Here is a 25230-nt window from a genome sequence, read left to right as displayed (position 1 = left end):
TTAGCTTGCAGGGTATTGCCAGAACCGCGTTATTCTTGCTGGTATCAGCAAAAGATGCTCTAAACCTGAGAGAATAAATCGACGGGGTATTACAGAAGATGGTGCATCCGGGAGGATTCGAACCTCCGACCGCTCGGTTCGTAGCCGAGTACTCTATCCAGCTGAGCTACGGATGCATCGGGAAATCTTTTTACGCTACAGATTCAGACCTTCATGACCAAACAAATCCGGAAAGATGACCCGGCGTTGCCTCGCCTTCAGACCGTTTCTGAAACAGCGCAATTCTTTCTGATTCCGGCAGTAAGTTCCGCCAGACTGAAAGAATAAACAGGTTTGTGTATCAATAAGATGGTGCATCCGGGAGGATTCGAACCTCCGACCGCTCGGTTCGTAGCCGAGTACTCTATCCAGCTGAGCTACGGATGCATCGGGAAATGCTATTTACAACACAGATTCATATCTGCATAACATCGGCGTACTGAGCAAGAATGGTGCATCCGGGAGGATTCGAACCTCCGACCGCTCGGTTCGTAGCCGAGTACTCTATCCAGCTGAGCTACGGATGCATCGGGAAACTTACTTTACAACGCTGATTCAGTGCTGCGTTACCTCGCCACACTGAGCAAGATGGTGCATCCGGGAGGATTCGAACCTCCGACCGCTCGGTTCGTAGCCGAGTACTCTATCCAGCTGAGCTACGGATGCAAAATGGCGGTGAGGCGGGGATTCGAACCCCGGATGCAGCTTTTGACCGCATACTCCCTTAGCAGGGGAGCGCCTTCAGCCTCTCGGCCACCTCACCACACGCGCCTCTTTCGAGTGCTTCGAAGAACTTGTTAAGGGCTCATCGTCGCTGCGTGGCGCACATATTACTTTCTGGGACTTATAAGTCAAACACTTTTTCCAGCCCCTGAATCGTTTGCACACTTCGCAGGCAATTAGCCTGCAAAAAGGCCAAAAAGGATGTTTTATCAGCAGAAATTCTGCCGTTTCGCTGTAGAAAAATGGCAAAGACATTCCATCTCAACAGGCGGGTAACAGGGAAAAACAACGAGTATGAAATAAAAAGGAAACGTATTGAGGGGAGAATCAGAGGAGGAGTTGCGTCTCGCCGGAAAACAGCGAGACGCGATAATGGCATCAGTAGTTCGACTGCTGTGATTTTTCAGCCTGGATACGCTGGTAGATCTCTTCACGGTGAACGGAAACTTCTTTAGGGGCGTTAACGCCGATACGAACCTGGTTACCCTTAACCCCTAATACAGTCACAGTGACCTCATCCCCAATCATGAGGGTTTCACCAACTCGACGAGTCAGAATCAGCATTCTTTGCTCCTTGAAAGATTAAAAGAGTCGGGTCTCTCTGTATCCCGGCATTATCCATCATATAACGCCAAAAAGTAAGCGATGACAAACACCTAAGTGTAAGCAGTCACGGCATTACATTCTGTTAAACCTAAGTTTAGCCGATATACAAGACTTCAACCTGACTTTATCGTTATCAATAGCGTAGTGGCAACAACGCCATAACCGCAAGGTTATGGCGTCTGCTTTCGCTTTGTAATTATGACAGTTTAGCGCTTACCCAGTCTTTTACACTGGCGAGAGCGGCAGGCAGTGCGGCTGCGTCTGTACCGCCGGCTTGCGCCATATCCGGACGTCCGCCACCTTTACCCCCGACCTGCTGGGCAACCATACCAATCAATTCCCCTGCTTTAACACGGTCGATCACATCCTTCGACACACCCGCAATCAGGGAAACTTTTCCTTCCGCCACGGTGGCAAGCACAATCACTGAAGCACCCAGTTGGTTTTTCAGATCGTCCACCATGGTACGCAGCATCTTCGGCTCGACGCCAGCCAGTTCGCTAACCAGCAGTTTTACGCCGTTAAGATCGATAGCTTTACCGGACAGGTTAGCGCTCTCCTGCGCTGCCGCCTGCTCTTTAAGCTGCTGCAACTCTTTTTCCAGCTGGCGAGTACGTTCGATAACAGTACGCACTTTATCGCCAAGGTTCTGGCTGTCGCCCTTCAGCAACTGCGCAACATCATGTAGTTGGTCACTCTGCGCATGCAGGCTGGCAATCGCGCCTTCACCGGTAACGGCCTCGATACGACGCACACCTGCCGCTGTGCCGGATTCAGACACAATGCGGAACAGACCAATATCACCGGTGCGGGAAGCATGTGTGCCGCCGCAGAGTTCAGTCGAGAAATCACCCATGCGCAGCACGCGCACGCGGTCTTCGTATTTCTCACCAAACAACGCCATTGCGCCATTCGCTTTTGCCGTTTCCAGATCCATGATGTTGGTTTCGATTGGCAGGTTACGGCGAATTTGCGCATTCACCAGATCTTCTACCGCACGGATTTCCGATGGCTTCATGGCTTCAAAATGGGAGAAGTCAAAGCGCAACGCTTTGTCATTGACCAGAGAGCCTTTCTGCGCAACGTGCGTACCGAGCACATCGCGCAGCGCGGCATGCATCAGGTGTGTGGCAGAGTGGTTCAGACGAATACGCGCACGGCGCGCTTCATCGACTTCCGCTTTCACACCGTCGCCGACTTTCAGCGAACCGCTACTCAACTTGCCGAGATGACCAATCGCCTGGCCGTACTTCTGCGTATCCTGTACGGCAAAGGCAAAGCCATTACCTTTCAGTTCGCCTTTATCGCCCACCTGGCCGCCAGACTCGGCGTAGAACGGCGTTTCATCAAGAACAACAACCGCTTCCTGGCCTGCGGCGATCGCGTTAACCGGCTTACCATCGACAAACAGCGCAGTCACTTTGCCGTTCAGTTCCAGATGGTCATAGCCTTTAAATTCCGAAGCGCCATCAACGCGGATCATCGCGTTGTAATCTGCACCGAAACCGCTGGATTCGCGCGCGCGGCGGCGTTGCTCTTCCATCGCGGCTTCAAAACCTGCTTCGTCAACTTTCAGATTACGTTCACGGCAGACATCGGCGGTTAAATCCACCGGGAAACCATAAGTATCGTACAGGCGGAAAGCGGTCTCGCCGTCCAGCGTGTCACCTTTCAGTTTTGCCAGCTCTTCGTCCAGCAGCGCCAGGCCACGCTCCAGCGTACGCGCAAATTGTTCTTCTTCGGTTTTCAGAACCTGCTCAACCTGCGCCTGCTGGCGTTGCAGATCTTCACCAGCGGAACCCATCACCTCAATCAACGGGCCTACCAGTTTATAGAAGAAGGTGTCCTTCGCGCCCAGCATGTTGCCATGACGAATCGCACGACGAATGATACGACGCAGCACATAGCCACGGTTTTCGTTCGACGGAATGACGCCATCGGCGATCAGGAAGGCACAAGAACGAATGTGGTCGGCAATAACACGCAGCGATTTATTGCTCAAATCTGTCGCGCCGGTCACATTTGCCACCGCCTGAATCAGTCGGGTGAACAGGTCGATTTCGTAGTTGGAATTCACATGTTGCAGCACCGCGGCAACACGCTCCAGGCCCATACCGGTATCCACGGACGGCTTCGGCAGCGGTTCCATAGTGCCATCGGCCTGGCGGTTGAACTGCATAAAGACGATGTTCCAGATTTCGATATAGCGGTCGCCGTCTTCTTCCGGGCTGCCCGGAGGGCCACCCCAGATGTGGTCGCCGTGATCGTAGAAAATCTCGGTGCACGGGCCGCATGGACCGGTATCGCCCATCTGCCAGAAGTTGTCAGAAGCGTAAGCGGCGCCTTTGTTATCGCCGATGCGGATAATGCGCTCGCGCGGCACGCCCACTTCTTTTTCCCAGATTTCGTACGCTTCGTCGTCCGTTTCGTATACCGTCACCCACAGACGCTCTTTCGGCAGGTTGAACCAGTTCTCACCGGTCAGCAGTTCCCATGCGTACTGAATAGCATCATGTTTGAAGTAGTCGCCGAAGCTAAAGTTGCCCAGCATTTCAAAGAATGTGTGATGGCGCGCGGTGTAACCGACGTTTTCCAGGTCGTTGTGTTTACCACCAGCACGAACGCAACGCTGTGCTGTGGTAGCGCGGGAATAATTACGTTTGTCGAGCCCAAGAAATACATCCTTGAACTGGTTCATCCCGGCGTTAGTAAACAGCAGAGTCGGGTCGTTATTCGGTACCAGGGAGCTGCTGGCAACTACCTGATGTCCCTTACTATGGAAAAAATCGAGAAACGCCTGACGGATCTCAGCGGTGCTCTTGCTCATAATTATCCTGAAATCAAGCTAACGAAATGTGGTAACCGGCCGTTGCCATACATGGAAAACGCGCCAGCTACTGGAAAAAGTGGGAATAAGATAAGTTTTCTTTACTGCGAAGTAAAATCCCGTATGCGCTCAGTCGGCAAAATTTCGCCATATTTCCTGAATATCTTCCTGCATAAAGCCGCGATAGAGCAAAAAACGCTGCACTTTTACTTTCGCCGCATATTCAGTCGGTAGCGGTTCGCCATATTTGCGCTGCGCTTGCGCACGGGCACTCTCCACCCAGTCGATATCGCATTCGCGTAGCGCGCTTTCGCTGTCTTCTCGCGAAATCCCTTTTTGATTTAACTCCTGCCGAATGCGTGCCGGACCATACCCTTTGCGCGCACGACTGGCGATAAACTGGCGCACAAAGCGCATATCATCAAGAAAGTTATGCTCCAGACACCATGCCACGACCTCTTCGACCTCTTCCGGCGTGATATCCAGTTCTTCCGGGCCGTTTTTACTCATTACTGGCGCGGTTAATTTGCGGCGAAACTCTTTTTCGCTGTGATCGCGCATCGCCAGAATCCGCATCGCCCGGTCACGCAGGCGGGCAACGGCGGAGCGTCGGGAAGGGTTCTCGGGCATGGCTTGATCCTGTGTTCGTAGAAAAGCAAAAGGGCTGCATCAGCAGCCCTTGATTACCATTCAAATTATCAGAAATCTTCGTTGGTTTCTTCAACGTCTTCGTCATTGCCATCGGCAGTGAATTCAGCGGAAGAACTCTGATTGCTGAGCAGAATTTCGCGCAGCTTTTTCTCGATCTCTTTTGCTGCCGCCGGGTTTTCTTTCAGCCAGGTTGTTGCGTTCGCTTTACCTTGACCAATTTTGTCACCGTTGTAGCTATACCAGGCGCCGGCTTTCTCAATCAGCTTCTCTTTCACGCCAAGATCGACCAGCTCGCCGTAGAAGTTGATGCCCTCGCCATAGAGGATCTGGAATTCAGCCTGCTTAAACGGCGCAGCGATTTTGTTTTTCACCACTTTAACGCGGGTTTCGCTGCCGACCACGTTATCCCCCTCTTTCACCGCACCGATACGGCGAATGTCCAGACGCACAGAGGCGTAGAATTTCAGCGCGTTACCGCCGGTGGTGGTTTCCGGGTTACCGAACATTACGCCAATTTTCATACGGATCTGGTTGATGAAGATCAGCAGCGTATTGGACTGTTTCAGGTTACCAGCCAGTTTACGCATCGCCTGGCTCATCATACGTGCCGCAAGGCCCATGTGAGAGTCACCGATTTCGCCTTCAATTTCCGCTTTCGGCGTCAACGCTGCAACGGAGTCGACCACCAGCACGTCAACCGCACCGGAGCGCGCCAGCGCGTCACAGATTTCCAGCGCCTGCTCACCGGTATCCGGCTGAGAGCAGAGCAGGTTGTCGATATCAACGCCGAGTTTGCGAGCGTAAACCGGATCCAGCGCGTGTTCAGCATCGATAAACGCACAGGTTTTACCTTCGCGCTGTGCTGCGGCAATGACCTGCAAGGTCAGCGTCGTTTTACCTGAAGATTCAGGCCCGTAAATTTCGACGATACGCCCCATCGGCAAACCGCCAGCGCCCAGCGCGATATCCAGCGAGAGCGAACCGGTAGAGATGGTTTCCACATCCATGGAACGGTCTTCACCCAGACGCATGATGGAGCCTTTACCGAATTGCTTTTCGATCTGACCCAGTGCGGCTGCAAGCGCCTTTTGTTTGTTTTCGTCGATAGCCATGATTACTCCTTCATGCAGAGTGAAGCGCGTTACGCTCCGCGGTGAATTACTGTTCTGTTGTCGCAATTATACTGTATAGTCATACAGTATCAAGCATTTTGTAGAAAATGTTGCCAAAGGGTTTGCAGGGCATAGGTGGTGGCCTGTCTGCGCACCGCTTCACGATCGCCGGAAAAGCATTCACGGCGCGTGATCCCTTCCCCGCTGACGCTGGCAATGCCAAACCAAACCGTGCCAACCGGCTTCTCGTCGCTGCCGCCATCCGGCCCGGCGATGCCGCTAATGGAAATCGCATAATCGGCACGCGCTGCTTTCAGCGCGCCAATCGCCATCTCGACCACCACCTGCTCGCTGACCGCACCGTGCGCATCCAGCGTGGCGGGCTGTACGCCAATCATTTGGGCTTTCGCTTCATTACTGTAGGTAACAAACCCGCGTTCAAACCAGGCGGAACTACCAGCGATATCGGTGATCACCTTCGCCACCCAACCACCGGTACAGGACTCCGCCGTTGTCAGCGTCGCGCCGCGCGCCCTGAGCGCCAGCCCAATGCGTTCGCTGAGCTGCATTAATTCATTGTCCGTCATGATGGCTCCCGTGCGTCTAAAAACTGTGGCGGAAAAGATACCACTTTCCGTGAAAAGATGGAGAGGGGATGGCGAATTTACGAGGAGGCTTCCGAAAAAAGGCCAGCGAGCGCCGGCCTGCATGGCTTATTGCTTGTTACTTCATGCTGTTATAGATAGTGTCGACGTTATGACGAAAGGCTTTCTGATAGGTATCTGCCACCCCGCCTTTGGCGCTTAACGCTTCCGGATAAAGCTCGCCACCCGGTTGCGCGCCGGTTGCGCTGGCGATCTGTTTCACCAGCCGTGGATCCAGCTGGTTTTCCATAAACCACACTTTCACGCCATCGGCTTTGATCTGTTTGATCAGCGAAGCGACCTGCGCGGCACTGGCTTCACTTTCAGAAGAGATGCCTTGCGGCGCCATGAAATCAACGCCGTAAGCGCGAGCAAAATAACCAAACGCATCGTGGCTGGTCAGCACTTTGCGTTTCGCCTGCGGCACCGCGCTGAAGCGCTCTTTCGCCCAGCTATCCAGTTTATTTAACTGGTCGATATAACGCTGACCGGAGGCATTCAGCGCGGCTTCGTCAGCCGGATCGGCTTTCACCAGCGCGGCAAGAATATTTTTCGCATACAGCGCACCATTCGCCGCACTGTTCCAGGCGTGGGGATCGGTCACCGTTGCGCCATCTTCTTCCAGCGTATGCGTTGCAACGCCGGTTGATGCGACGACAAGCTGGCCTTTAAAGCCAGAGGCTTTCACCAGACGATCTAACCAGCCTTCCAGCCCCAGGCCGTTCACCACCACCACGTCGGCGCTGTTAAGCAGTGCGCTGTCTTTCGCCGACGGTTCAAAGGTATGCGGATCGCCATCCGGCCCCACCAGCGTCGTCACCTTGACGTGATCGCCGCCAACCTGCTGGGTGATATCGCCCAGAATCGAGAAGCTGGCGACCACATTTACTGTTTTTGCCATTGCGCCCTGCGCCACCAGGCCGAGCGCCAGCGCCAGAATAAGCCCTGTCCGTTTCATCATTTCCCCTTGCTACGTTAAAAGTGCGCGCAGGCTGTGAGCCAGCCCACTGCGCGTGCCGAATAAAATGGAAAAAAAGAAGACAATACTGGCGGTCAGCACAATCGCCGGTCCGGCGGGTAATCCCGCCATCCACGACAGGCTTAACCCAAGCCACGCGCACAGCGCTCCAATGCTGGCCGCAAGCCATAATAATCCCGGTAATGTCCGCGCCCAGCAGCGCGCCGCCACGGCGGGGAGCATCATCACGCCTACGGCCATTAATGTGCCGAGCACCTGAAACCCGGCCACCAGGTTAAGCACCAGTAACGCCAGAAACAGCCCGTGCAGCAGGCCAGGTGCACGCGGGGCGTTAACCTGCAAAAACGCGCTGTCGAACGCTTCACTGACCATGCCGCGATAGCAAAACGCCAACATCATCAGTGTCAGGCTGGCCACTCCTGCGACAAACAGCGCCGAGTCGCGATCGACCGCCAGAATCGAGCCAAACAGCAGATGCAGCAGATCGACACTGGAGCCGCGCAGCGAAACCAGCGTGACGCCGAGCGCCAGCGAACCGAGGTAGAAACCTGCGAAGCTGGCATCCTCTTTCAGCGGCGTGCGGCGGCTTACCCACCCGGCAACCAGCGCAACCACGATCCCGGCGATAAAACCGCCGATACTCATCGCCAGCAATGACATGCCGCTCAGCAAATAACCCACCGCCACGCCCGGCAGAATGGCGTGCGACAGCGCATCGCCCATCAGGCTCATGCGCCGCAGCAGCAAAAAAACGCCCAGCGCCGTGGTACTGATGGAGAGCGCCAGACACACCACCAGTGCGCGGCGCATAAAGCCAAACTCGATAAACGGCTGGAAAAAGAGATGCCAGATCATGCGCTGCACGCCTCATCTTTTGTCGCGAAATGCGCTGTCGCGCCCCACTGCGCCACGCGTTCGTCGAGGCGTAACGTTTGCGGGAAATAGCGAGACACGCGCTCGCTATCGTGCAGCACGGCAATAATGGTTTGCCCGCCACGATGCATGTCCACAATCTGCTCCATCAACAGTTGCGATGTGGCTTCATCAATACCGGTGAACGGCTCGTCGAGCATCACCAGCGGCGCGTTCTGCACCCAGACGCGGGCAAACAACATGCGCTGAAACTGCCCGCCGGAGAGCGTATCAATCGTTTCGCGCGCCATTGCTGTCAGCCCAACGCGCTCCAGCCCCTGAGCGATTCGGCTACGGGCATCGCGATTCAACCCGCGAAACAACGAAACGCGCGGCCAGCAGCCCATACTCACCACGTCCTGCACGGTGAGCGGAAATTGAGATTCCAGCGCGTGGCGCTGCGCCAGCCAGCCGATGACGGGCCGCGCCGGTTGCCAGCGCAAAACGCCGCTCACCGGCGGTAAAAATCCGGCCAGCGTTTTTAACAGGGTCGATTTACCGCAGCCGTTCGCGCCAACAATCGCCGTCATACTACCGCGCGCCAGCGTGCCGCACAGCGCCGGCGTGATCGCGAGGCGATCGTAGCCTGCGACCAGGTGGTCAAGTTCAATCATGGCAGCGCAACCGCCCAGCTAGTCAGGAGCCAAAGCACCGCTAATAGTGCGGCAGCCAGCACTAAACGGATCGTGCCGGAAAGGGAAAACAGCGTTACGGGAATCATTCACACACCTCATATGTTATAACGTAACAATAATCAGTATGAATGATTAAGTAAATCGCTATGCGTAACGGGAGTGCATCGAAATGTTTCAGATTCCCCTCCCGCAGGAGGGGAGAGGGATCAGCGAACGCGCGCCAGTGAAACCGCCTGGCCGAGCTGCCAGACCGCCATCGCGTAATGCGTGCTGTGGTTATAGCGGGTAATGGTGAAGAAGTTCGGCAGACCGTACCAGTACTCATAGCCGGTGCCCACATCAAGGCGCAGCAGGCTCGCCTGTTGGTGCGCGCCCAGCGGTTGTTGCGGTGTTAAACCCGCCGCCGCCAGTTGCCCGACGCTGTAATTGGTTTTAAAGCCATTTTCCAGCCCCGGTGCCTGGCCGTTGGCCGGAACCGCCACGATATCGCCCTTCACCCAGCCGTGCTGTTTGAAGTAGTTCGCCACGCTGCCAATGGCATCCACCGGATCCCACAGGTTGATATGCCCGTCGCCGTTGAAATCGACGGCGTACTGCTTGTACGAAGAGGGCATAAACTGTCCATAGCCCATTGCGCCAGCGAAAGAACCTTTCAGTTCGAGCGGATCATCACTTTCATCGCGCGCCATCAGCAGGAAAGTTTCGAGTTCACTGGCGAAATACTCCGCGCGGCGCGGGTAAGCGAAGGCCAGCGTCGCTAACCCGTCGAGAATACGCGTTTTGCCCATCACGCGGCCCCAGCGGGTTTCCACGCCGATGATGCCAACGATAATTTCCGGCGGCACACCGTAAACCATCCACGCGCGGTTAAGCGCGTCTTCATACTGATTCCAGAACGCCACGCCATTTTGCACGTTGTCCGGGGTGATGAACTGCTTGCGATAGCGCAGCCAGGCGCCGTTCGGCCCGGTGGGTCCCGCTGTCGTCGGCGCTTGCTTATCCATCAGGCGCAACACGTAGTCCAGGCGTTTGGCCTGCGAGAGAATTTCATGCAGTTGCTGGCGGTCAAAACCGTGCTTGCTGACCATCATATTGATGAACTGCTCCGCCGCCGGGTTATTGGCAAAGTCACCGCCGGTCATCAGAACATTGTGCTGCGGCTCAAGCAGAAAACCGCCGGAAGGCGCGGGCGACGCGGTTTGCGGGGTTTCAGCAAGCGGGGGTTTACTGCTACAGGCACAGAGCACAACAAACGCAGGCAGCAATGCTGCGTAACAACGCTTCAACATGGGACTTCCATTTTAAACGAATCAGCCAGGAGCAAGTATGGTAAAGCATCTGGCTACCGACAAGGAAGCGCCGTAACGCCTGCGCACGCGATCTCACTTCACTTTTTCACCCTCCATTACGCGTTCATTTAATTCCGCTCACTCTCGCAAAAAACTTTCACAATGATCATTTTTTCTTTCATAACGAGATCTAAATAACACATTTCAACCTTTCATAATGATTATGATAGTGCACGGTTAAACAACAAAACGACAACCCTACAGGAGAGAACAATGGAAACCATTACGCATGGTGCCGAATGGTTCATCGGGCTGTTTCAGAAAGGCGGCGAAGTGTTCACCGGCATGGTGACCGGTATTTTGCCCCTGCTGATAAGCCTGCTGGTTATCATGAACGCACTGATTAACTTTATTGGCCAACACCGGATCGAAAAATTTGCCCAGCGCTGCGCGGGCAATCCCCTTGCCCGCTATTTGCTGCTGCCCTGCATCGGCACGTTTGTCTTCTGCAACCCCATGACACTGAGCCTCGGGCGCTTTATGCCAGAAAAGTACAAACCCAGTTATTACGCTGCCGCGTCCTACAGTTGCCACTCAATGAATGGCCTGTTTCCGCATATCAACCCCGGCGAGCTGTTTGTCTATCTGGGGATCGCCAACGGTCTGACAACGCTGGGCTTGCCGCTCGGCCCGCTGGCGGTGAGCTACCTGCTGGTCGGCCTGGTGACCAACTTCTTCCGCGGCTGGGTTACCGACCTCACCACTTCCATTTTCGAGAAGAAAATGGGCATTCAACTTGAACAAAAAGTCCAACTCGCTGGAGCAACATCATGACGCGCATAGTGATTGAAAAAGGCACCGGCGGCTGGGGCGGCCCGCTGGAAATCGACGCCAGCACTGAGAAGAAAATTGTCTATATCACCGCGGGCACCCGCCCGGCGATCGTCGATAAGCTGGCGCAACTCACCGGCTGGCAGGCGGTTGACGGCTTTAAAGAGGGCGAGCCGCCAGCAGAGGAGATTGGCGTTGCGGTGATCGACTGCGGCGGTACGCTGCGCTGTGGTATCTATCCGAAACGCCGCATCCCGACGGTGAATATCCATGCGACAGGGAAATCCGGCCCGCTGGCGCAGTACATCCTGGAAGATATCTACGTTTCCGGAGTGAAAGAGGACAATATCCATCTGCACGGTGACGCGCCAACCGCCGCACCAAAACGCCCGGTCGCGAAGGATTACGACACCAGCAAAAAAATCACCGAGCAGAGCGATGGTCTGCTGGCAAAAGTCGGCATGGGCATGGGTTCGGCGGTCGCGGTGCTGTTTCAGGCCGGGCGCGACACCATCGACACGGTGCTGAAAACTATTCTGCCGTTTATGGCCTTCGTCTCGGCGCTCATCGGCATCATCATGGCCTCCGGGCTTGGCGACTGGATTGCCCACGGCCTCGCGCCGCTTGCCAGCCATCCACTCGGGCTGGTAACGCTGGCGCTTATCTGCTCCTTCCCGTTGCTGTCACCCTTCCTCGGCCCAGGCGCGGTGATTGCCCAGGTCATTGGCGTGCTGATTGGCGTACAGATCGGCCTCGGCAATATCCCGCCGCATCTCGCCCTGCCCGCGCTGTTCGCCATCAACGCCCAGGCGGCGTGTGACTTCATCCCGGTGGGCTTGTCGCTGGCGGAAGCGCGTCAGGATACCGTGCGCGTCGGTGTGCCCTCCGTACTGGTCAGCCGTTTTTTAACCGGTGCGCCAACGGTGCTGGTCGCCTGGTTTGTCTCCGGTTTCATTTATCAATAAGGGGTGTTTTATGAGTGTGATTTATCAAACCACCATTACCCATATCGGTGAGAGCGCCCCGGATGCGCTGAGTGACAACATGCTGATCACCTTCCGCGAAGGCGCGCCTGCGGATGTCGCCGAGTTCTGTTTTATCCATAACCACGGTGCGCTTTCGGGCGCGCTGTTACCCGGCGCGCAGTTTGAACTTGGCGATCGTCGCTACCCGGTCACCGCCGTCGGCGATGTCGCCGAGCAGAATCTGCGTGAACTGGGTCATATCACCCTGCGTTTCGATGGGCAAACGCAGTCGGAATACCCCGGAACGGTACACGTCGCAGGCCCGGTGCCGGACGGTATCGCCCCCGGCTGCATTTTGAAATTTGTCGCTTAAGTCGTAAGGAGAAGAGTATGAAACAGGTTGCCGTTGTCATTGGTGGAGGACAAACCCTTGGGGCGTTCCTTAGCCGTGGGCTTGCCGCAGAAGGTTACCGCGTGGCGGTAGTGGATATTCAAAGTGATAAAGCGGCAAATGTCGCCCAGGAGATCAACAGCGAGTTTGGCGAAGGGATGGCCTACGGCTTTGGCGCGGACGCCACCAGCGAGCACAGCGTGCTGGCTCTGGCGCGCGGCGTGGATGAGATTTTTGGCCGCGCGGATTTGCTGGTCTACAGCGCAGGCATTGCCAAAGCGGCGTTTATCAGCGACTTTGCGCTCGGTGATTTCGACCGTTCCTTGCAGGTGAACCTGGTGGGCTATTTCCTCTGCGCACGCGAGTTCGCGAAGTTGATGATTCGCGACGGCATTCAGGGGCGCATCATCCAGATCAACTCCAAATCCGGCAAAGTGGGCAGCAAGCACAACTCGGGCTATAGCGCAGCGAAGTTCGGCGGCGTGGGGCTGACCCAATCACTGGCGCTGGATCTGGCGGAGTACGGCATTACCGTGCATTCGTTGATGCTGGGTAACCTGCTGAAATCGCCGATGTTCCAGTCACTTATCCCGCAATATGCCAGCAAACTGGGCATTGCGGCGGATGAAGTGGAGCAATATTACATCGACAAAGTGCCGCTCAAGCGCGGCTGCGACTACCAGGATGTGCTGAACGTGCTGATGTTTTATGCCAGCCCTAAAGCCTCTTACTGCACCGGCCAGTCGATTAATGTCACCGGCGGCCAGGTCATGTTCTGATCTGCGTGGCCCTCCGCGCGGGGGCCTGATTTAAAAGGAGAGTGCTATGGTTTCAGCCCTGATCACCGTCGCCGCCATTGCCTGGCTCTGCCAGATGGCGCTGGGCGGCTGGCAAATCCGCCAGTTTAATAAAGCGTTTGATACGCTGTGCCAGCGCGGGCGCGTCGGCGTCGGGCGCTCCGGCGGGCGTTTCAAACCGCGCGTGGTGCTGGTCGTGGCCTTCGATCAGCAAGACCGCGTAACGGACACCTTGCTAATGCGCGGTCTCACCGTTTTTGCCCGCCCCACAAAAATTGACTATCTGAAAGGGATTAAAAGAGAGGAATTAGAGCCTGATGTGATCTTTCCCCATGATCCGAGCTGTCAGAATGCACTATCATTAGCGCTTAAAATGAAACATTGATAATTTCGTTGTGAACGCTAATAGCTTGCGAAATTATCATTTCGCAACGTAACGCAGGATATCAGCGCCTATGAAACCACGTCAGCGTCAGGCGGCTATTCTTGAGCATCTGCAAAAGCAGGGAAAGTGTTCTGTTGAAGAGCTGTCAGCTTACTTCGACACCACAGGGACGACCATACGTAAAGATCTCGTCGCGCTGGAACATTCCGGCGCGGTGATCCGCACTTATGGCGGTGTGGTGCTCAACAAAGATGAAGCCGATCCCCCGATTGATCACAAGACGCTTATCAACACCGTGCAAAAAGGGCTGATTGCCGAAACGGCAGTGACCTACATCCACGACGGCGATTCGATCATCCTTGATGCGGGCAGTACCGTGCTGCAAATGGTGCCGCTGCTCAGCCACTTCAATAACATCACGGTAATGACCAACAGTTTGCATATCGTTAACGCCCTTTCTGAGCTGGATAACGAGCAAACGATCCTGATGCCGGGCGGCACTTTCCGTAAGAAATCGGCCTCGTTTCACGGCCAACTGGCGGAAAACGCCTTTGAGCATTTCAGCTTCGACAAGCTGTTTATGGGCACCGATGGCATCGATTTAGAGGCGGGTGTCACCACCTTTAACGAGGTGTTCACCGTCAGTAAAGCGATGTGCAACGCCGCGCGGGAAGTGATCCTGATGGCGGACTCCTCCAAATTTGGCCGTAAAAGCCCGAACGTGGTCTGTAGCCTGGAAAGCGTGGATAAACTGATCACCGATTCCGGGATCGCCGCTGACGTGCGCGCCGCGCTGGAAGCCAAAGGGGTTGAAGTGATCATTGCCGGAGAAAAACATGAGTGAGTCATTAATTAACGCCGGACGGCAAACCCTGCTGCTGGAGCTTCAGGAAGCCAGCCGCCTGCCGGATCGCCTTGACGAGGCGTTTGTGCGCGCCGCTGAAACCGTGCTGAATTGCGAGGGGAAAATTATCGTCTCCGGTATCGGTAAATCCGGTCATATTGGCAAAAAGATTGCCGCGACGCTTGCCAGCACCGGCACACCGGCATTTTTCGTCCATCCGGCGGAAGCGCTGCATGGCGATCTCGGCATGATTGAAAGCCGCGACGTGATGCTGTTTATCTCCTACTCCGGTTCGGCAAAAGAGCTGGATCTGATCCTGCCGCGCCTTGAAGAGAAATCCGTCGCGCTGCTGGCGATGACTGGCAAACCACGCTCCCCACTGGCGCTCGCCGCGCGGGCGGTGCTGGATATTTCGGTGGAGCGCGAAGCCTGCCCGATGCACCTGGCTCCCACCTCCAGCACGGTGAACACACTGATGATGGGCGATGCGCTGGCGATGGCGGTGATGCAGGCGCGCGGGTTTGATGAAGAGGATTTTGCCCGCTCTCACCCGGCAGGCGCACTTGGCGCGCGCTTGCTCAATAAAGTGCACCATCTGATGCGCAAAGAGGAGCAGATCCCGCAGGTGCAGCTTACCACCAGCGTGATGGACGCGATGCTGGAACTGAGCCGCACCGGTTTGGGTCTGGTGGCGGTCTGCGACAACCAGCGCCATGTAAAAGGGGTATTTACTGATGGCGATCTTCGTCGCTGGCTGGTCTCAGGCGGGGCGCTAACCGCGCAGGTCGATAAAGCGATGACGCCCGGCGGCATCACGCTGGAGGCAGGCAGCCGCGCCGTGGACGCCAAAGAGCGCTTAATGCAGCGCAAAATTGCCGCCGCCCCGGTGGTGGATGAGGCCGGTTTACTGGTCGGCGCCATCAACCTGCAAGACTTCTACCAGGCCGGCATTCTTTAACGCTTCAGCCCCGGGCGTTTCGCCAGCCGGTACAGGCTGGCGACGCCACGCGGCACCATTACTGGCAGGCAGTCATCTTTTAACGCTTCAGCCCCAGGCGTTTCGCCAGCCAGTGCTGGCTGGCGACGCCTCGCGGCACCATCACTGGCAGACAGTAATCCTTAACGCTCCAACCTAAGACGTTTCGCCAGCCGGCGCAGACTGGCGACGTCACGCTCCACGATCGCTGGCAGGCAGTCATCTTTTAACGCTTTAGCCCCAGGCGTTTCGCCAGCCGGTGCAGGTTGGCGACGCCACGCTGTACGATCACTGGCAGGCAGTCATCTTTTAACGCTTCAGCCCCAGGCGTTTCGCCAGCCGGTGCAGGTTGGCGACATCCATCTCCAGACAGCGCGCGCAGGCCGCCCAGTTACCGCCCTGCTCTTCCAGCGTGCGGGTAATAAATGCGCGCTGAAAATCCTCCGTCGCATCGCGCAGATTTTGCTCTACGGGCAGCGGCGTCACCGCAGCGGAGGGGGCCGCCGGTTCATCGCTAAGCGCAAAATGGCGCGCTTCCAGCACCACGTCATCACGGTTACGCGTACCGCGCGCCAGCACCACCGCGCGGTGGATGGCGTGCTCCAGTTCGCGCACGTTACCTGGCCAGCCATAACTCAGCAAATGCGCCCGCGCGCCGGGGCTTAGTGCCACTCTCCCCAGCCCCAGCCGCAAACGGCACTGCTCGCAGAAGTAGCCCGCCAGTAAAACAACATCTTCCCCGCGCTCACGCAGCGGCGGCACAGAAAGCGGAAACACACTCAACCGATGGTAGAGATCGGCGCGAAAACGTCCGGCCAGCACCTCTTCGCGCAGGTCGCGGTTGGTGGCGGCCAACACGCGCACATTAACCCGCAGGCTGCGGTCGTCACCGACACGCTGAATATCGCCATATTGCAGGACACGCAGCAGCTTCGCCTGCAACGACAGCGACAACTCGCCAATCTCATCGAGAAACAGCGTGCCGTTATCCGCCATCTCGAACTTGCCACTGCGGTTGCTGATAGCGCCGGTAAAGGCACCTTTGACATGGCCGAACAGCTCGCTCTCCGCCACGCTTTCCGGCAGCGCGGCACAATTGAGATAGACCAGCGGATTGATGGCGCGCGGCGAACCTTCATGAATCGCTTTTGCCACCAGCTCTTTGCCGGTGCCGGTTTCACCACTGATCAACACGTTCAGATCGGAAGCGGCAACAATCTCGATCTCTTTTTTTAGCTGCTCCATGCCCGCCGACAGACCAATCATTTCGCTGCGCGTCACCTGTTCGAACGCCGCCGGTGCGCCGGGTAGCATATTCTGGCTCTCCAGTTGCTCTATCAGCAGCGCGTTGTTCAGCGCGCCTGCCGCCAGCGCAGCAATCAACCGCAGCTCTTCATCGCTAAAAGTGTCGAACTGATCCGGCGACATGCCATCGAGCGTTAGCGCGCCAATCAGGTTTTGCCCGGCGAACAGCGGCAGCCCAACGCAGGCGTGCACTTTCAGGCTCTCCTGACCGGGGATCAGCCCATCGTAGGGATCGGGCAAATCGCTGTCGGCGGGAAAACGCACAACATCGCCCGCGCGAGCGATCGCCTCCAGCCGTGGGTGGCCTTCCAGCGTAAAGCGCCTGCCCAGCACATCCTGCGCCAGCCCGTCGATGGCCAGTGGAATAAACTGCCGCGCGTCGTAGCGCAGCAGCGCCGAAGCGTCGCACTCCAGCACCTGGCGCAGGGTGGTGATTAGCCGCTGGAAACGATCCGCATGGCCGATGCCGCTTTGCAGTTCTATGGCGATCCCCGCCAGGACATTTAGCGAAAAACTCATACCTACCTCACTGTCATTTTGACAATGCATAGTGTCATATTGACTGTATTAGTCATAGTCATAATGACAATTTATTTTTTCGAAAAATCATTAAAACGCTTTTATATCAATCGAATATAAACCTGGCACGCAACTTGATATTAGCCATACATCGAATTGAGAAAACTGCACAGGACAACTGATATGGCTATTCATGTAAAAAACAACATTCACTGGGTTGGACAGCGTGACTGGGAAGTTCGCGACTTTCACGGCACCGAATATAAAACCCTGCGCGGCAGCAGCTACAACAGCTATCTGATCCGCGAAGGCAAAAACGTGCTGATCGATACCGTCGATCATAAATTTAGCCGCGAGTTTGTGCAGAACCTGCGCAGCGAAATCGATCTGCAGATGATCGACTACATCGTTATCAACCATGCGGAAGAAGATCACGCCGGTGCGCTGACCGAGCTGATGTCGCATATCCCGAACACCCCGATTTACTGTACCAATAACGCCATTGATTCGATTAATGGCCACCACCACCACCCGGAGTGGAACTTCAACGTGGTGAAAACCGGCGACACGCTGGATATCGGCAACGGTAAACAGCTTATTTTTGTCGAAACGCCGATGCTGCACTGGCCGGACAGCATGATGACCTACCTGACTGGCGATGCGGTGCTGTTCAGTAATGACGCTTTTGGTCAGCACTACTGCGATGAACGTCTGTTCAATGATGAAGTGGATCAAACGGAACTGTTCGAGCAGTGCCAGCGCTACTACGCCAACATCCTCACACCATTCAGCCGCCTGGTGACGCCGAAAATCACCGAGATCCTCGGTTTTAACCTGCCGGTCGATATGATTGCCACTTCACACGGTGTTGTATGGCGCGATAACCCGACGCAAATCGTTGAGTTGTATCTGAAATGGGCGGCGGATTACCAGGAAGATCGCATCACCATTTTCTACGACACCATGTCCAACAACACCCGCATGATGGCTGACGCTATTGCGCAGGGCATTAACGAAGTCGACCCGCGCGTGGCGGTAAAAATCTTCAACGTCGCCCGCAGCGATAAAAACGACATTCTGACCAATGTGTTCCGCTCCAAAGGCGTGCTGGTCGGCACCTCGACCATGAACAACGTGATGATGCCGAAAATCGCCGGGCTGGTCGAAGAGATAACCGGCCTGCGTTTTCGCAATAAACGCGCCAGCGCTTTTGGCTCCCACGGCTGGAGCGGCGGCGCGGTTGATCGTCTGTCGACCCGTTTACAGGATGCCGGATTTGAAATGTCGGTCAGCCTGAAAGCGAAGTGGCGACCGGATATCGATGCGCTGGAAGTCTGCCGCCAGCACGGGCGTGATATTGCCCGCCAGTGGGCGCTGTCGCCGTTGCCGGAGCCGGTAAACAGCCCTGCCGCCAGCGCACAAGAAACCTGCGCCTGCGCAGCGGCGGCAGCGGCCGATCTCGGCCCATCCATGCAGTGCAGTGTGTGCCAGTGGATTTATGATCCGGCAAAAGGTGAGCCGATGCAGGATGTCGCACCGGGTACGCCGTGGCGCGAATTGCCGGACAATTTCCTCTGCCCGGAATGTTCCCTTGGCAAAGAGGTGTTTGACGAACTGGCAACGGAGGCAAAATGAGCGCAGGCATTGTGATTATCGGTTCGGGCTTCGCCGCCCGGACGCTGGTGAAAAACATCCGCAAACTGGACAGCGCCATACCGTTGACGTTGATTGCCGCCGACGGCATGGAAGAGTACAACAAGCCGGATCTCAGCCATGTGATTAGCCAGGCGCAGCGCGCCGAGGATCTGATTCGCCAGTCAGCGGGTGAGTTCGCCGAGCAATATAATCTGCGGCTGTTCCCGTACACGTTTGTCAGCGCCATCGACACGCAAGCGCGGGTGGTGAAAAGCGCCGACAAACAGTGGCAATACGACAAACTGGTGCTGGCGACCGGGGCAAAGGCCTTCGTTCCGCCGCTTCCTGGGCGCGAAAAAATGCTCACGCTCAATAGCTTGCAGGAGTATCACGCCTGTGAAACCACCCTGCGCGATGCCAGCCGCGTGCTGATTGTGGGTGCCGGGCTGATTGGCTGCGAGCTGGCGATGGACTTTCGCCGCGCAGGCAAAACCGTGACCGTTCTCGATAACGCCGCCAGTATTCTGCCGTCGTTAATGCCGCCGGAAGTGAGTGGCCGCCTGCAACACTGCCTGACGGCGCTGGGCGTACGCCTGTTGCTGCAATCGCGTTTAGCGCAACTCGACGAACACGAACAGGGGGTGCGTGCGCAGCTGGATGACGATCGCTACATCGATACGGATGTGGTCGTCGCCGCTACTGGTCTTGCGCCGCAGGTGTCGCTGGCGCAGAACGCCGGACTGGAGGTTGGGCGCGGCATCGTGGTGGACGGTACGTTGCAAACCAGCAATCCGCACATCTTCGCACTCGGTGATTGCGCGCAGATCAACGGCCAGGTGCTGCCGTTCCTGCAACCGATCCAACTGAGCGCGATGACCCTGGCGAAAAACCTCACCGGCAACAGCACGCAACTGGTGCTGCCCGCGATGCTGGTGAAGGTGAAAACGCCGCTGATGCCGCTGCATCTGGCCGGGGAAACGCACCGCACCGATCTGCGCTGGCACATTGCCACCGGGGCCGACGGCATGGTGGCAAAAGGGCTGGACGCCGAGGATAAACTGCGCGCGTTTGTGGTCAGCGAAGACAGAATGAAAGAGGCGTTTGCCCTGCTTAAAGCACTGGCGATATAGCCCGCGCTGCCGCTACCAGCCCCTGGCCGAAAGCAATGCCGCCATCACCGGCCGGGAGCTGGTGCGCAAACAGCAAAGTAAACTCCGCAAGATAGTGCTGTAAGCGTTTTTTCAGCAGGCGGTTATGCATTACGCCGCCGCTGAACGCCAGCACATGGATGCCACGCCGTGCCGCTTCCTGCCGCGCCAGTGCTGACAGGCCCTGCGCCAGCGCGTCATGGAATGCCCATGCGCGTTCGGCAGCTGTGGCCTGCCAGTTCAGCCAGCTTTGCCAGAACGCCGCCAAATCCAGCATGGTGCCACGCAGCGGCATCTGAACCGGATGTTCAACGGACGCAACGCTCGCCGCCAGCGCTTCCAGCTGGCAGGCCGCTTCACCTTCATAGCTCAGGTGCAGCGGCGCACAACCGAGTGCACAGGCAATGGCATCAAATAAGCGACCGCAGGATGAGGCTTTCGGCGCATTAACCCCGCGTTCAATTGCGCGCGCCAGCATCGGCCAGTTCTGCCGCTGGATATCGGCGGTTTCCGGGTAGCGCTGCCAGTCAGGAACAAAATCCAGCATCTGCGCCAGCAAGTTGCGCCACGGCTGCTGCGCGGCTAAATCCCCGCCGGGGAGCGCCACCGCCGGTAACCCGCCTAAGTGCTCACACTCGCGGTAATTGACCCGCAGACATTCGCCGCCCCACAGCTCGCCGCCTTCGCCCATACCGATGCCATCAAGCGTTATTGCAATGACATCGCCGCCCTCCAGCGGCCAGCCGTGTTCACCAAGGCAGGCAGCGGCGTGAGCGTGGTGATGCAACACCGTCTGCACCGGCAGGCCATAGCTGCTGGCCCACTGATGCGTGCGATAACCCGGATGGGCGTCAACCACCACCTGTTCAGGGGAAAAATCGTAAATATCCAGCATCAAACGCAGCGCACTGCGCCACTGCGCTTCGACGCCTTCATCGGTGAGATCGCCAAAATGCTGACCCGGCACCGCGCTGTTACCGCGCAGCAGACAAAAGGTGTTTTTCAGATCCGCGCCCAGGCACAGCAGCGGCGGAAGATCGTTAAACCCCGGCGGCAGCGATATCGCATCCGGCACATAGCCGCGCGAACGGCGCAGCATCTCCCCGCTCGCGCGTACCACGGAGTCATCCATGCGCTGAACAATATCGCGGTTGTGCAGCAAAAAGCCGTCGGCGATCTCCGCCAGATCGCTTAACGCCTCGTCATTGCTGATTGCGGGCGGTTTGCCGCTGAGGTTGCCGGACGTCATCACCAGCGGGCGCTGTAATTCCTGCGCCAGCAGGTGTTGCAACGGACTGGCAGGCAGCATGACGCCCACTTCATCAAGGCCAGGCGCAATGGCCTCGCAAAGCCCGCAAACGCTGTTTTTGTCCACCAGCACAATCGGTGCCGCGGGTGTCGCAAGTAAACGCTGCGCCTGCGTCGTCACGCCTTCCGCACCGGGTACCATCACCGCCAGCGGTTTTGCCGGACGATGTTTTCGCGCGCGCAGATGCATCACCGCCGCCTGGTTCGTTGCATCGCAGGCGAGATGAAAACCACCAATGCCTTTTACCGCCACAACGCCGCCGCTTTTTAGCAGCGCGACGGCCGCCTGTAGCGCCGCTTCCCCATGTGCATGCTGTTCGCCGCTGCGCCACTCAAGCGCCGGGCCGCATTCATGGCATGCGACGGGCTGAGCGTGAAAACGCCGGTCCAGCGGATCGCGGTACTCAGCTTCGCAAACCGGGCACAACGGAAAACCGGCCATCGCGGTGTTAGGCCGGTCATAGGGCATGGCGTGAATAATGGTAAAGCGCGGCCCGCAGTGGGTGCAGTTAATAAATGGGTAGCGGTAGCGGCGTTCAGAAGGGTCGTTCATCTCCGCCAGGCAAGCCGGACAGGTTGCCGCGTCGGGGACAATTTGGGTATTCATTGCGCCACCCGCGCTGTGGCGAATGGCGAAATCAAGCGGTAAAACGGACCAGCAAAACGGCGCGCTGGTTACCATATCAATGCGCGCCAGCGGCGGGCACTGCTGCTGCAACAGGACGAGAAAGTCGCGCTCATTACCGAGCAGGCGAATCTCCACGCCCTGCGCATCATTACAGACATCACCTTTCAGCCCGAGCTGTTGCGCCAGTTGCCAGACAAAGGGGCGGAAGCCCACCCCCTGTACTTTACCGTACACGCGCAAACAGACACCGTTGCTGTTGGCCGTGTCATCATTGCATTGCTGCATTGAGCAATCGACTCTTCATCTGTTGATAAGTGCTCTGAGTGTACTCTTCGGCCCAGCGCTGATCGTTGATCGCACTCACCCGAACTGCGCAATATTTGGTCTCCGGCGTTTTTGAAATCGGATCCAGATTATCCTGCGTCAGTTCATTACACGCACCAATCCACCACTGATAAGTCATATACACGCTGCCGTGATTGACGCGTTCGCTGACATCCGCGCGGGTGATCACCTTGCCACGGCGCGACTCAACCCACACAAGCTGGCGATCCTGTACGCCCAGCGCCGCCGCATCGTCCGGGTTAATCTGCACAAATCCGGGTTCATCGGCGAGGGTTTGCAGCGCCGCACAGTTGCCGGTCATTGAACGACAAGAGTAGTGACCCACTTCGCGCACCGTACAGAGCACCAGTGGGAACTCATCGTCCGGGCGTTCCGCTGGCGCACGCCACTGGGCAGCAAAAAGATGGCCTTTGCCGTCCGGCGTATCGAATTTGTTGTTCTGATACAGATATGGCGTGCCGGGGTGATCCAGCGTCGGGCAAGGCCACTGAACGTGTCCCATATCGCCCATTTTTTCGTAGGTTACACCGTAGAACAGCGGGCACAACTCGCGCAGCTCATCCCAGATTTGCTGGTTGTTGTCGTAGTGCATCGGGTAGCCCATTTCCGTGGCAATCAGGCTGATGATTTCCCAGTCGCGCTTGACGTTGTACTTCGGCTCAATAGCTTTTTCAAAACGCTGGAAACCGCGATCGGCGCAGGTAAACACGCCACCATGCTCGCCCCAGGAGGTGGCGGGCAGCAGCACATCGGCCTGCTCGGCGGTTTTGGTCATAAAGATGTCCTGCACCACCACGAAATCGAGCGCTTCAAAGCCTTTACGCACCAGGCCTAAATCCGCTTCGGTCTGCAACGGATCTTCGCCCATGATGTAGTAGGCTTTCACTTTGCCTTCCAGCGCCAGGTGCGGCACTTCGGTAATGCGCACGCCTACTTTATCGTCCATCACCGCCGGGTCGATACCCCAGGCTTTGGCGAATTTAGCGCGTACTTCCGGGTTGACCACATCCTGATAACCAGGAAACTGGTTGGGGATCACGCCCATATCGCACGCGCCCTGCACGTTGTTTTGCCCGCGCACCGGGCCAACGCCAACATGTTCACGACCAAGATTACCGGTGAGCAGCGCCAGGCTGGAGAGCCCTTTCACCACGTCCACCGCCTGGCCGAACTGCGTTACGCCCATGCCCCACATAATGGTGGCAGACGGCGCGGCGGCATAGGTGCGCATCGCCTGACGTACCTGTTTTGCCGGCACGCCGGTGATGTGTTCCACCGCTTCCGGCGCGTAATCTTTTACCGTTTCGCGGTACGCCTCAAGCCCGGTGGTAAAGCTGGCAACATAATCTTTGTCGTAAAGTTCTTCTTCGAGCAGCACATAACCAAAGGCGTTGACCAGCGCCATATTGCAGCCGTTATTCAGTTGCAGGTGCTGGTCGGCAATACGCGCGGTTTCGATGCGGCGCGGATCGCAAACAATGATTTTCGCCCCTTTCTGTTTAGCTTTGATCACCCGGCGCGCGACGATCGGATGTGAGTCGGCGCAGTTATAGCCAAATACCAGCAAACAACTGGAGTTTTCGATATCGCTGATGGAGTTACTCATCGCACCGTTGCCGAGCGTTTCCTGTAAACCCGCCACAGACGGGCCGTGGCAAACACGCGCGCAGCAGTCGACATTGTTGGTGTTGAGCACGCCGCGGGCAAATTTTTGCATAACATAGTTGGTTTCATTGCCGGTGCCGCGTGACGAGCCGGTGGTCATAATGGCGCGCGGGCCGTATTTCGCTTTGATGTCGCTAAGGCGTTTGGCGGTGTAGCGGATCGCTTCATCCCAGCTAACCGGCGTCAGTTTGCCGCCTTTTTCGTAGCGGATCATCGGCTGGGTCAGACGCGGCGTCAGCAGTTTGGTGTCGTTGAGGAAATCCCAGCCGTAATAACCTTTCAGGCACAGTTCGTTCTGGTTCGTGTGGCCGTTGGCCGCTTCCGCACGGATGATTTTTCCGTTATCCACGACCAGTTTCAGTTTGCAGCCAGCGCCGCAGTAAGGGCATACGCTCGTAATTTTTTTCATCAGTAACAGACCTGTTAAAAGTGAAATTCAGATTGTTTAGAACACCAGGGAAACGGCGCCATCCAGCGCGGCGCGACGACGTTTTTCCGCGCTCATCTGTTCCAGTAAGTTGCGATCGACACACACCAGCGCGTTGGTCGGGCAGGCCTGCATACAAGCGGGGCCGCTTTCGCTGTGGTAGCACAAATCACATTTGTTGGCTTCGGCTTTCTCGGCACGCACATTCAGGCCAGCGCCGCTGTGACGAATAACCGGGCGCACTACCACTTCCATCGCACCGTACGGGCACGCCACAACGCAGGTTTTGCAGCCAATGCAGCGCTCCTGCATCACATGCACAAACCCTTCGTCGCGGCTGATAGCGCCGTTCGGGCAAACATTCGCGCAGGGCGCATCTTCGCACTGACGGCATAATGTCGCCGTCGACACATTGACACCCTTGATGACATGAATACGCGGCAAAAACGTCTCCGGGGTGAGCGCCGCGCAATCCTGGTTTTCCTGATGAGATACCACGCAGGCGACCTCACAGGTGCGACAGCCGATGCATTTTGCTGCGTCAGCCATAATAAATCGGTTCATGAATTCCTCCGGTAAAAGGCGATATCCCGCCGGAGTATTCACAAAGCGTGCCAGAATTATAATTAATTGTAATTAAAGGA

Annotated in this window: 23 protein-coding genes and 5 tRNA genes; 9 read left to right on the top strand and 19 right to left on the bottom strand. The window is 56.8% G+C overall.

Features of this window, described 5'->3' with window-relative positions:
* Positions 1-99: 99 nt before the first annotated feature.
* The 14 genes from O3S68_RS15725 to mltB form a co-directional block, all read right to left on the bottom strand.
* Positions 100-176 (bottom strand) — tRNA-Arg (locus O3S68_RS15725).
* Between the two features lie 173 nt (positions 177-349).
* A tRNA-Arg gene (locus tag O3S68_RS15720) sits at positions 350-426 on the bottom strand.
* Positions 427-489: 63 nt separating this feature from the next.
* Positions 490-566: transfer RNA gene (locus tag O3S68_RS15715), tRNA-Arg, on the bottom strand.
* Between the two features lie 62 nt (positions 567-628).
* A tRNA-Arg gene (locus O3S68_RS15710) sits at positions 629-705 on the bottom strand.
* Positions 706-709: 4 nt separating this feature from the next.
* Positions 710-802, bottom strand: a tRNA-Ser gene (locus O3S68_RS15705).
* A gap of 338 nt (positions 803-1140) precedes the next feature.
* A complete protein-coding gene (gene csrA / locus O3S68_RS15700; RefSeq protein WP_007370562.1) occupies positions 1141-1326 on the bottom strand; it encodes a carbon storage regulator CsrA in 186 nt (61 codons plus the stop codon).
* A 238-nt stretch (positions 1327-1564) separates the two neighbouring features.
* Positions 1565-4195, bottom strand: coding sequence for an alanine--tRNA ligase (gene alaS, locus O3S68_RS15695; protein ID WP_269231893.1), 2631 nt, complete (start codon positions 4193-4195; stop codon positions 1565-1567).
* A 129-nt stretch (positions 4196-4324) separates the two neighbouring features.
* On the bottom strand, positions 4325-4825 hold the full coding sequence (gene recX, locus O3S68_RS15690) for a recombination regulator RecX (RefSeq protein ID WP_249880924.1): 501 nt from the start codon (positions 4823-4825) through the stop codon (positions 4325-4327).
* Between the two features lie 68 nt (positions 4826-4893).
* Positions 4894-5958, bottom strand: coding sequence for a recombinase RecA (gene recA / locus O3S68_RS15685; protein WP_020454923.1), 1065 nt, complete (start codon positions 5956-5958; stop codon positions 4894-4896).
* 89 nt (positions 5959-6047) lie between these two features.
* Positions 6048-6545 carry a nicotinamide-nucleotide amidase gene (gene pncC, locus O3S68_RS15680; RefSeq protein ID WP_269231892.1) on the bottom strand — a complete coding sequence of 166 codons (498 nt, stop codon included), beginning with the start codon at positions 6543-6545 and terminating at the stop codon, positions 6048-6050.
* A gap of 136 nt (positions 6546-6681) precedes the next feature.
* A complete protein-coding gene (locus O3S68_RS15675) occupies positions 6682-7560 on the bottom strand; it encodes a metal ABC transporter substrate-binding protein (protein ID WP_200552592.1) in 879 nt (292 codons plus the stop codon).
* A 12-nt stretch (positions 7561-7572) separates the two neighbouring features.
* Positions 7573-8436, bottom strand: a complete 864-nt coding sequence (locus O3S68_RS15670) for a metal ABC transporter permease (protein WP_269231891.1) — start codon at positions 8434-8436, stop codon at positions 7573-7575.
* Entirely contained in the window at positions 8433-9107 is a 675-nt protein-coding gene (locus O3S68_RS15665; RefSeq protein ID WP_269231890.1) for a metal ABC transporter ATP-binding protein, read from the bottom strand. Before O3S68_RS15665 ends, O3S68_RS15670 begins: the two co-directional genes overlap by 4 nt.
* 227 nt (positions 9108-9334) lie before the next feature.
* Positions 9335-10417: a lytic murein transglycosylase B gene (mltB, locus tag O3S68_RS15660; protein ID WP_020454928.1), complete on the bottom strand. Its 1083-nt coding sequence runs from the start codon at positions 10415-10417 to the stop codon at positions 9335-9337.
* Positions 10418-10690: 273 nt separating this feature from the next.
* On the opposite strand from mltB, the gene srlA reads away from it, so the two are divergent.
* The 7 genes from srlA (at position 10691) to gutQ (ending at position 15588) form a co-directional block, all read left to right on the top strand.
* Entirely contained in the window at positions 10691-11251 is a 561-nt protein-coding gene (srlA, locus tag O3S68_RS15655; protein ID WP_045510963.1) for a PTS glucitol/sorbitol transporter subunit IIC, read from the top strand.
* A complete protein-coding gene (srlE, locus tag O3S68_RS15650) occupies positions 11248-12213 on the top strand; it encodes a PTS glucitol/sorbitol transporter subunit IIB (RefSeq protein ID WP_020454930.1) in 966 nt (321 codons plus the stop codon). Before srlA ends, srlE begins: the two co-directional genes overlap by 4 nt.
* A gap of 10 nt (positions 12214-12223) precedes the next feature.
* On the top strand, positions 12224-12586 hold the full coding sequence (gene srlB, locus O3S68_RS15645) for a PTS glucitol/sorbitol transporter subunit IIA (RefSeq protein WP_269231889.1): 363 nt from the start codon (positions 12224-12226) through the stop codon (positions 12584-12586).
* Positions 12587-12603: 17 nt separating this feature from the next.
* A complete protein-coding gene (gene srlD / locus O3S68_RS15640) occupies positions 12604-13383 on the top strand; it encodes a sorbitol-6-phosphate dehydrogenase (protein ID WP_017459304.1) in 780 nt (259 codons plus the stop codon).
* 46 nt (positions 13384-13429) lie between these two features.
* Positions 13430-13786, top strand: a complete 357-nt coding sequence (gene gutM / locus O3S68_RS15635; RefSeq protein ID WP_269231888.1) for a transcriptional regulator GutM — start codon at positions 13430-13432, stop codon at positions 13784-13786.
* A 70-nt stretch (positions 13787-13856) separates the two neighbouring features.
* Positions 13857-14630 (top strand): glucitol operon DNA-binding transcriptional repressor SrlR, encoded by a 774-nt coding sequence (gene srlR, locus O3S68_RS15630; RefSeq protein ID WP_020454933.1) that lies wholly within the window; start codon positions 13857-13859, stop codon positions 14628-14630.
* Entirely contained in the window at positions 14623-15588 is a 966-nt protein-coding gene (gene gutQ, locus O3S68_RS15625) for an arabinose-5-phosphate isomerase GutQ (protein ID WP_269231887.1), read from the top strand. Before srlR ends, gutQ begins: the two co-directional genes overlap by 8 nt.
* Positions 15589-15667: 79 nt before the next feature.
* Here the strand turns inward: gutQ and O3S68_RS15620 are convergent, their stop codons facing one another.
* Both O3S68_RS15620 and norR read right to left on the bottom strand, forming a co-directional pair.
* Positions 15668-15829: a hypothetical protein gene (locus tag O3S68_RS15620; RefSeq protein WP_269231886.1), complete on the bottom strand. Its 162-nt coding sequence runs from the start codon at positions 15827-15829 to the stop codon at positions 15668-15670.
* An 86-nt stretch (positions 15830-15915) separates the two neighbouring features.
* Positions 15916-17430, bottom strand: a complete 1515-nt coding sequence (norR, locus tag O3S68_RS15615) for a nitric oxide reductase transcriptional regulator NorR (protein WP_269231885.1) — start codon at positions 17428-17430, stop codon at positions 15916-15918.
* A 183-nt stretch (positions 17431-17613) separates the two neighbouring features.
* Between norR and norV the strand changes: the two genes are divergently transcribed.
* Both norV and norW read left to right on the top strand, forming a co-directional pair.
* Positions 17614-19065 (top strand): anaerobic nitric oxide reductase flavorubredoxin, encoded by a 1452-nt coding sequence (gene norV, locus O3S68_RS15610; RefSeq protein ID WP_269231884.1) that lies wholly within the window; start codon positions 17614-17616, stop codon positions 19063-19065.
* Positions 19062-20195: an NADH:flavorubredoxin reductase NorW gene (gene norW, locus O3S68_RS15605; RefSeq protein WP_045510974.1), complete on the top strand. Its 1134-nt coding sequence runs from the start codon at positions 19062-19064 to the stop codon at positions 20193-20195. The genes norV and norW overlap by 4 nt, the downstream gene beginning before the upstream one ends.
* Here norW and hypF read toward each other — a convergent pair.
* From hypF to hydN, 3 genes are read right to left on the bottom strand one after another with little or no spacing between them, the layout of a single operon-like run.
* A complete protein-coding gene (gene hypF, locus O3S68_RS15600; RefSeq protein WP_269231883.1) occupies positions 20176-22434 on the bottom strand; it encodes a carbamoyltransferase HypF in 2259 nt (752 codons plus the stop codon). The two genes, norW and hypF, sit on opposite strands and share 20 nt — an antisense overlap.
* Positions 22418-24568, bottom strand: coding sequence for a formate dehydrogenase subunit alpha (fdhF, locus tag O3S68_RS15595; RefSeq protein WP_086873690.1), 2151 nt, complete (start codon positions 24566-24568; stop codon positions 22418-22420). Before fdhF ends, hypF begins: the two co-directional genes overlap by 17 nt.
* Before the next feature lie 36 nt (positions 24569-24604).
* The gene (gene hydN / locus O3S68_RS15590; RefSeq protein ID WP_269231882.1) at positions 24605-25150 is read right to left on the bottom strand and encodes an electron transport protein HydN; all 546 of its coding nucleotides are present in this window, start codon (positions 25148-25150) and stop codon (positions 24605-24607) included.
* Positions 25151-25230: the final 80 nt, after the last annotated feature.

Source organism: Kosakonia sp. SOY2 (assembly GCF_027109175.1).
GTDB lineage: Bacteria > Pseudomonadota > Gammaproteobacteria > Enterobacterales > Enterobacteriaceae > Kosakonia.
Note: the sequence above shows the minus strand (reverse complement) of the source record. Positions and strands in the feature narration are given on the sequence as shown.

Bases quoted from the DNA above. Each gene is read 5' to 3' on its own strand.
- csrA (WP_007370562.1), bottom strand. From the start codon at position 1,326: ATGCTGATTCTGACTCGTCGAGTTGGTGAAACCCTCATGATTGGGGAT.
- alaS (WP_269231893.1), bottom strand. From the start codon at position 4,195: ATGAGCAAGAGCACCGCTGAGATCCGTCAGGCGTTTCTCGATTTTTTC.
- recX (WP_249880924.1), bottom strand. From the start codon at position 4,825: ATGCCCGAGAACCCTTCCCGACGCTCCGCCGTTGCCCGCCTGCGTGAC.
- recA (WP_020454923.1), bottom strand. From the start codon at position 5,958: ATGGCTATCGACGAAAACAAACAAAAGGCGCTTGCAGCCGCACTGGGT.
- pncC (WP_269231892.1), bottom strand. From the start codon at position 6,545: ATGACGGACAATGAATTAATGCAGCTCAGCGAACGCATTGGGCTGGCG.
- O3S68_RS15675 (WP_200552592.1), bottom strand. From the start codon at position 7,560: ATGAAACGGACAGGGCTTATTCTGGCGCTGGCGCTCGGCCTGGTGGCG.
- O3S68_RS15670 (WP_269231891.1), bottom strand. From the start codon at position 8,436: ATGATCTGGCATCTCTTTTTCCAGCCGTTTATCGAGTTTGGCTTTATG.
- O3S68_RS15665 (WP_269231890.1), bottom strand. From the start codon at position 9,107: ATGATTGAACTTGACCACCTGGTCGCAGGCTACGATCGCCTCGCGATC.
- mltB (WP_020454928.1), bottom strand. From the start codon at position 10,417: ATGTTGAAGCGTTGTTACGCAGCATTGCTGCCTGCGTTTGTTGTGCTC.
- srlA (WP_045510963.1), top strand. From the start codon at position 10,691: ATGGAAACCATTACGCATGGTGCCGAATGGTTCATCGGGCTGTTTCAG.
- srlE (WP_020454930.1), top strand. From the start codon at position 11,248: ATGACGCGCATAGTGATTGAAAAAGGCACCGGCGGCTGGGGCGGCCCG.
- srlB (WP_269231889.1), top strand. From the start codon at position 12,224: ATGAGTGTGATTTATCAAACCACCATTACCCATATCGGTGAGAGCGCC.
- srlD (WP_017459304.1), top strand. From the start codon at position 12,604: ATGAAACAGGTTGCCGTTGTCATTGGTGGAGGACAAACCCTTGGGGCG.
- gutM (WP_269231888.1), top strand. From the start codon at position 13,430: ATGGTTTCAGCCCTGATCACCGTCGCCGCCATTGCCTGGCTCTGCCAG.
- srlR (WP_020454933.1), top strand. From the start codon at position 13,857: ATGAAACCACGTCAGCGTCAGGCGGCTATTCTTGAGCATCTGCAAAAG.
- gutQ (WP_269231887.1), top strand. From the start codon at position 14,623: ATGAGTGAGTCATTAATTAACGCCGGACGGCAAACCCTGCTGCTGGAG.
- O3S68_RS15620 (WP_269231886.1), bottom strand. From the start codon at position 15,829: ATGACTGCCTGCCAGCGATCGTGGAGCGTGACGTCGCCAGTCTGCGCC.
- norR (WP_269231885.1), bottom strand. From the start codon at position 17,430: ATGAGTTTTTCGCTAAATGTCCTGGCGGGGATCGCCATAGAACTGCAA.
- norV (WP_269231884.1), top strand. From the start codon at position 17,614: ATGGCTATTCATGTAAAAAACAACATTCACTGGGTTGGACAGCGTGAC.
- norW (WP_045510974.1), top strand. From the start codon at position 19,062: ATGAGCGCAGGCATTGTGATTATCGGTTCGGGCTTCGCCGCCCGGACG.
- hypF (WP_269231883.1), bottom strand. From the start codon at position 22,434: ATGCAGCAATGCAATGATGACACGGCCAACAGCAACGGTGTCTGTTTG.
- fdhF (WP_086873690.1), bottom strand. From the start codon at position 24,568: ATGAAAAAAATTACGAGCGTATGCCCTTACTGCGGCGCTGGCTGCAAA.
- hydN (WP_269231882.1), bottom strand. From the start codon at position 25,150: ATGAACCGATTTATTATGGCTGACGCAGCAAAATGCATCGGCTGTCGC.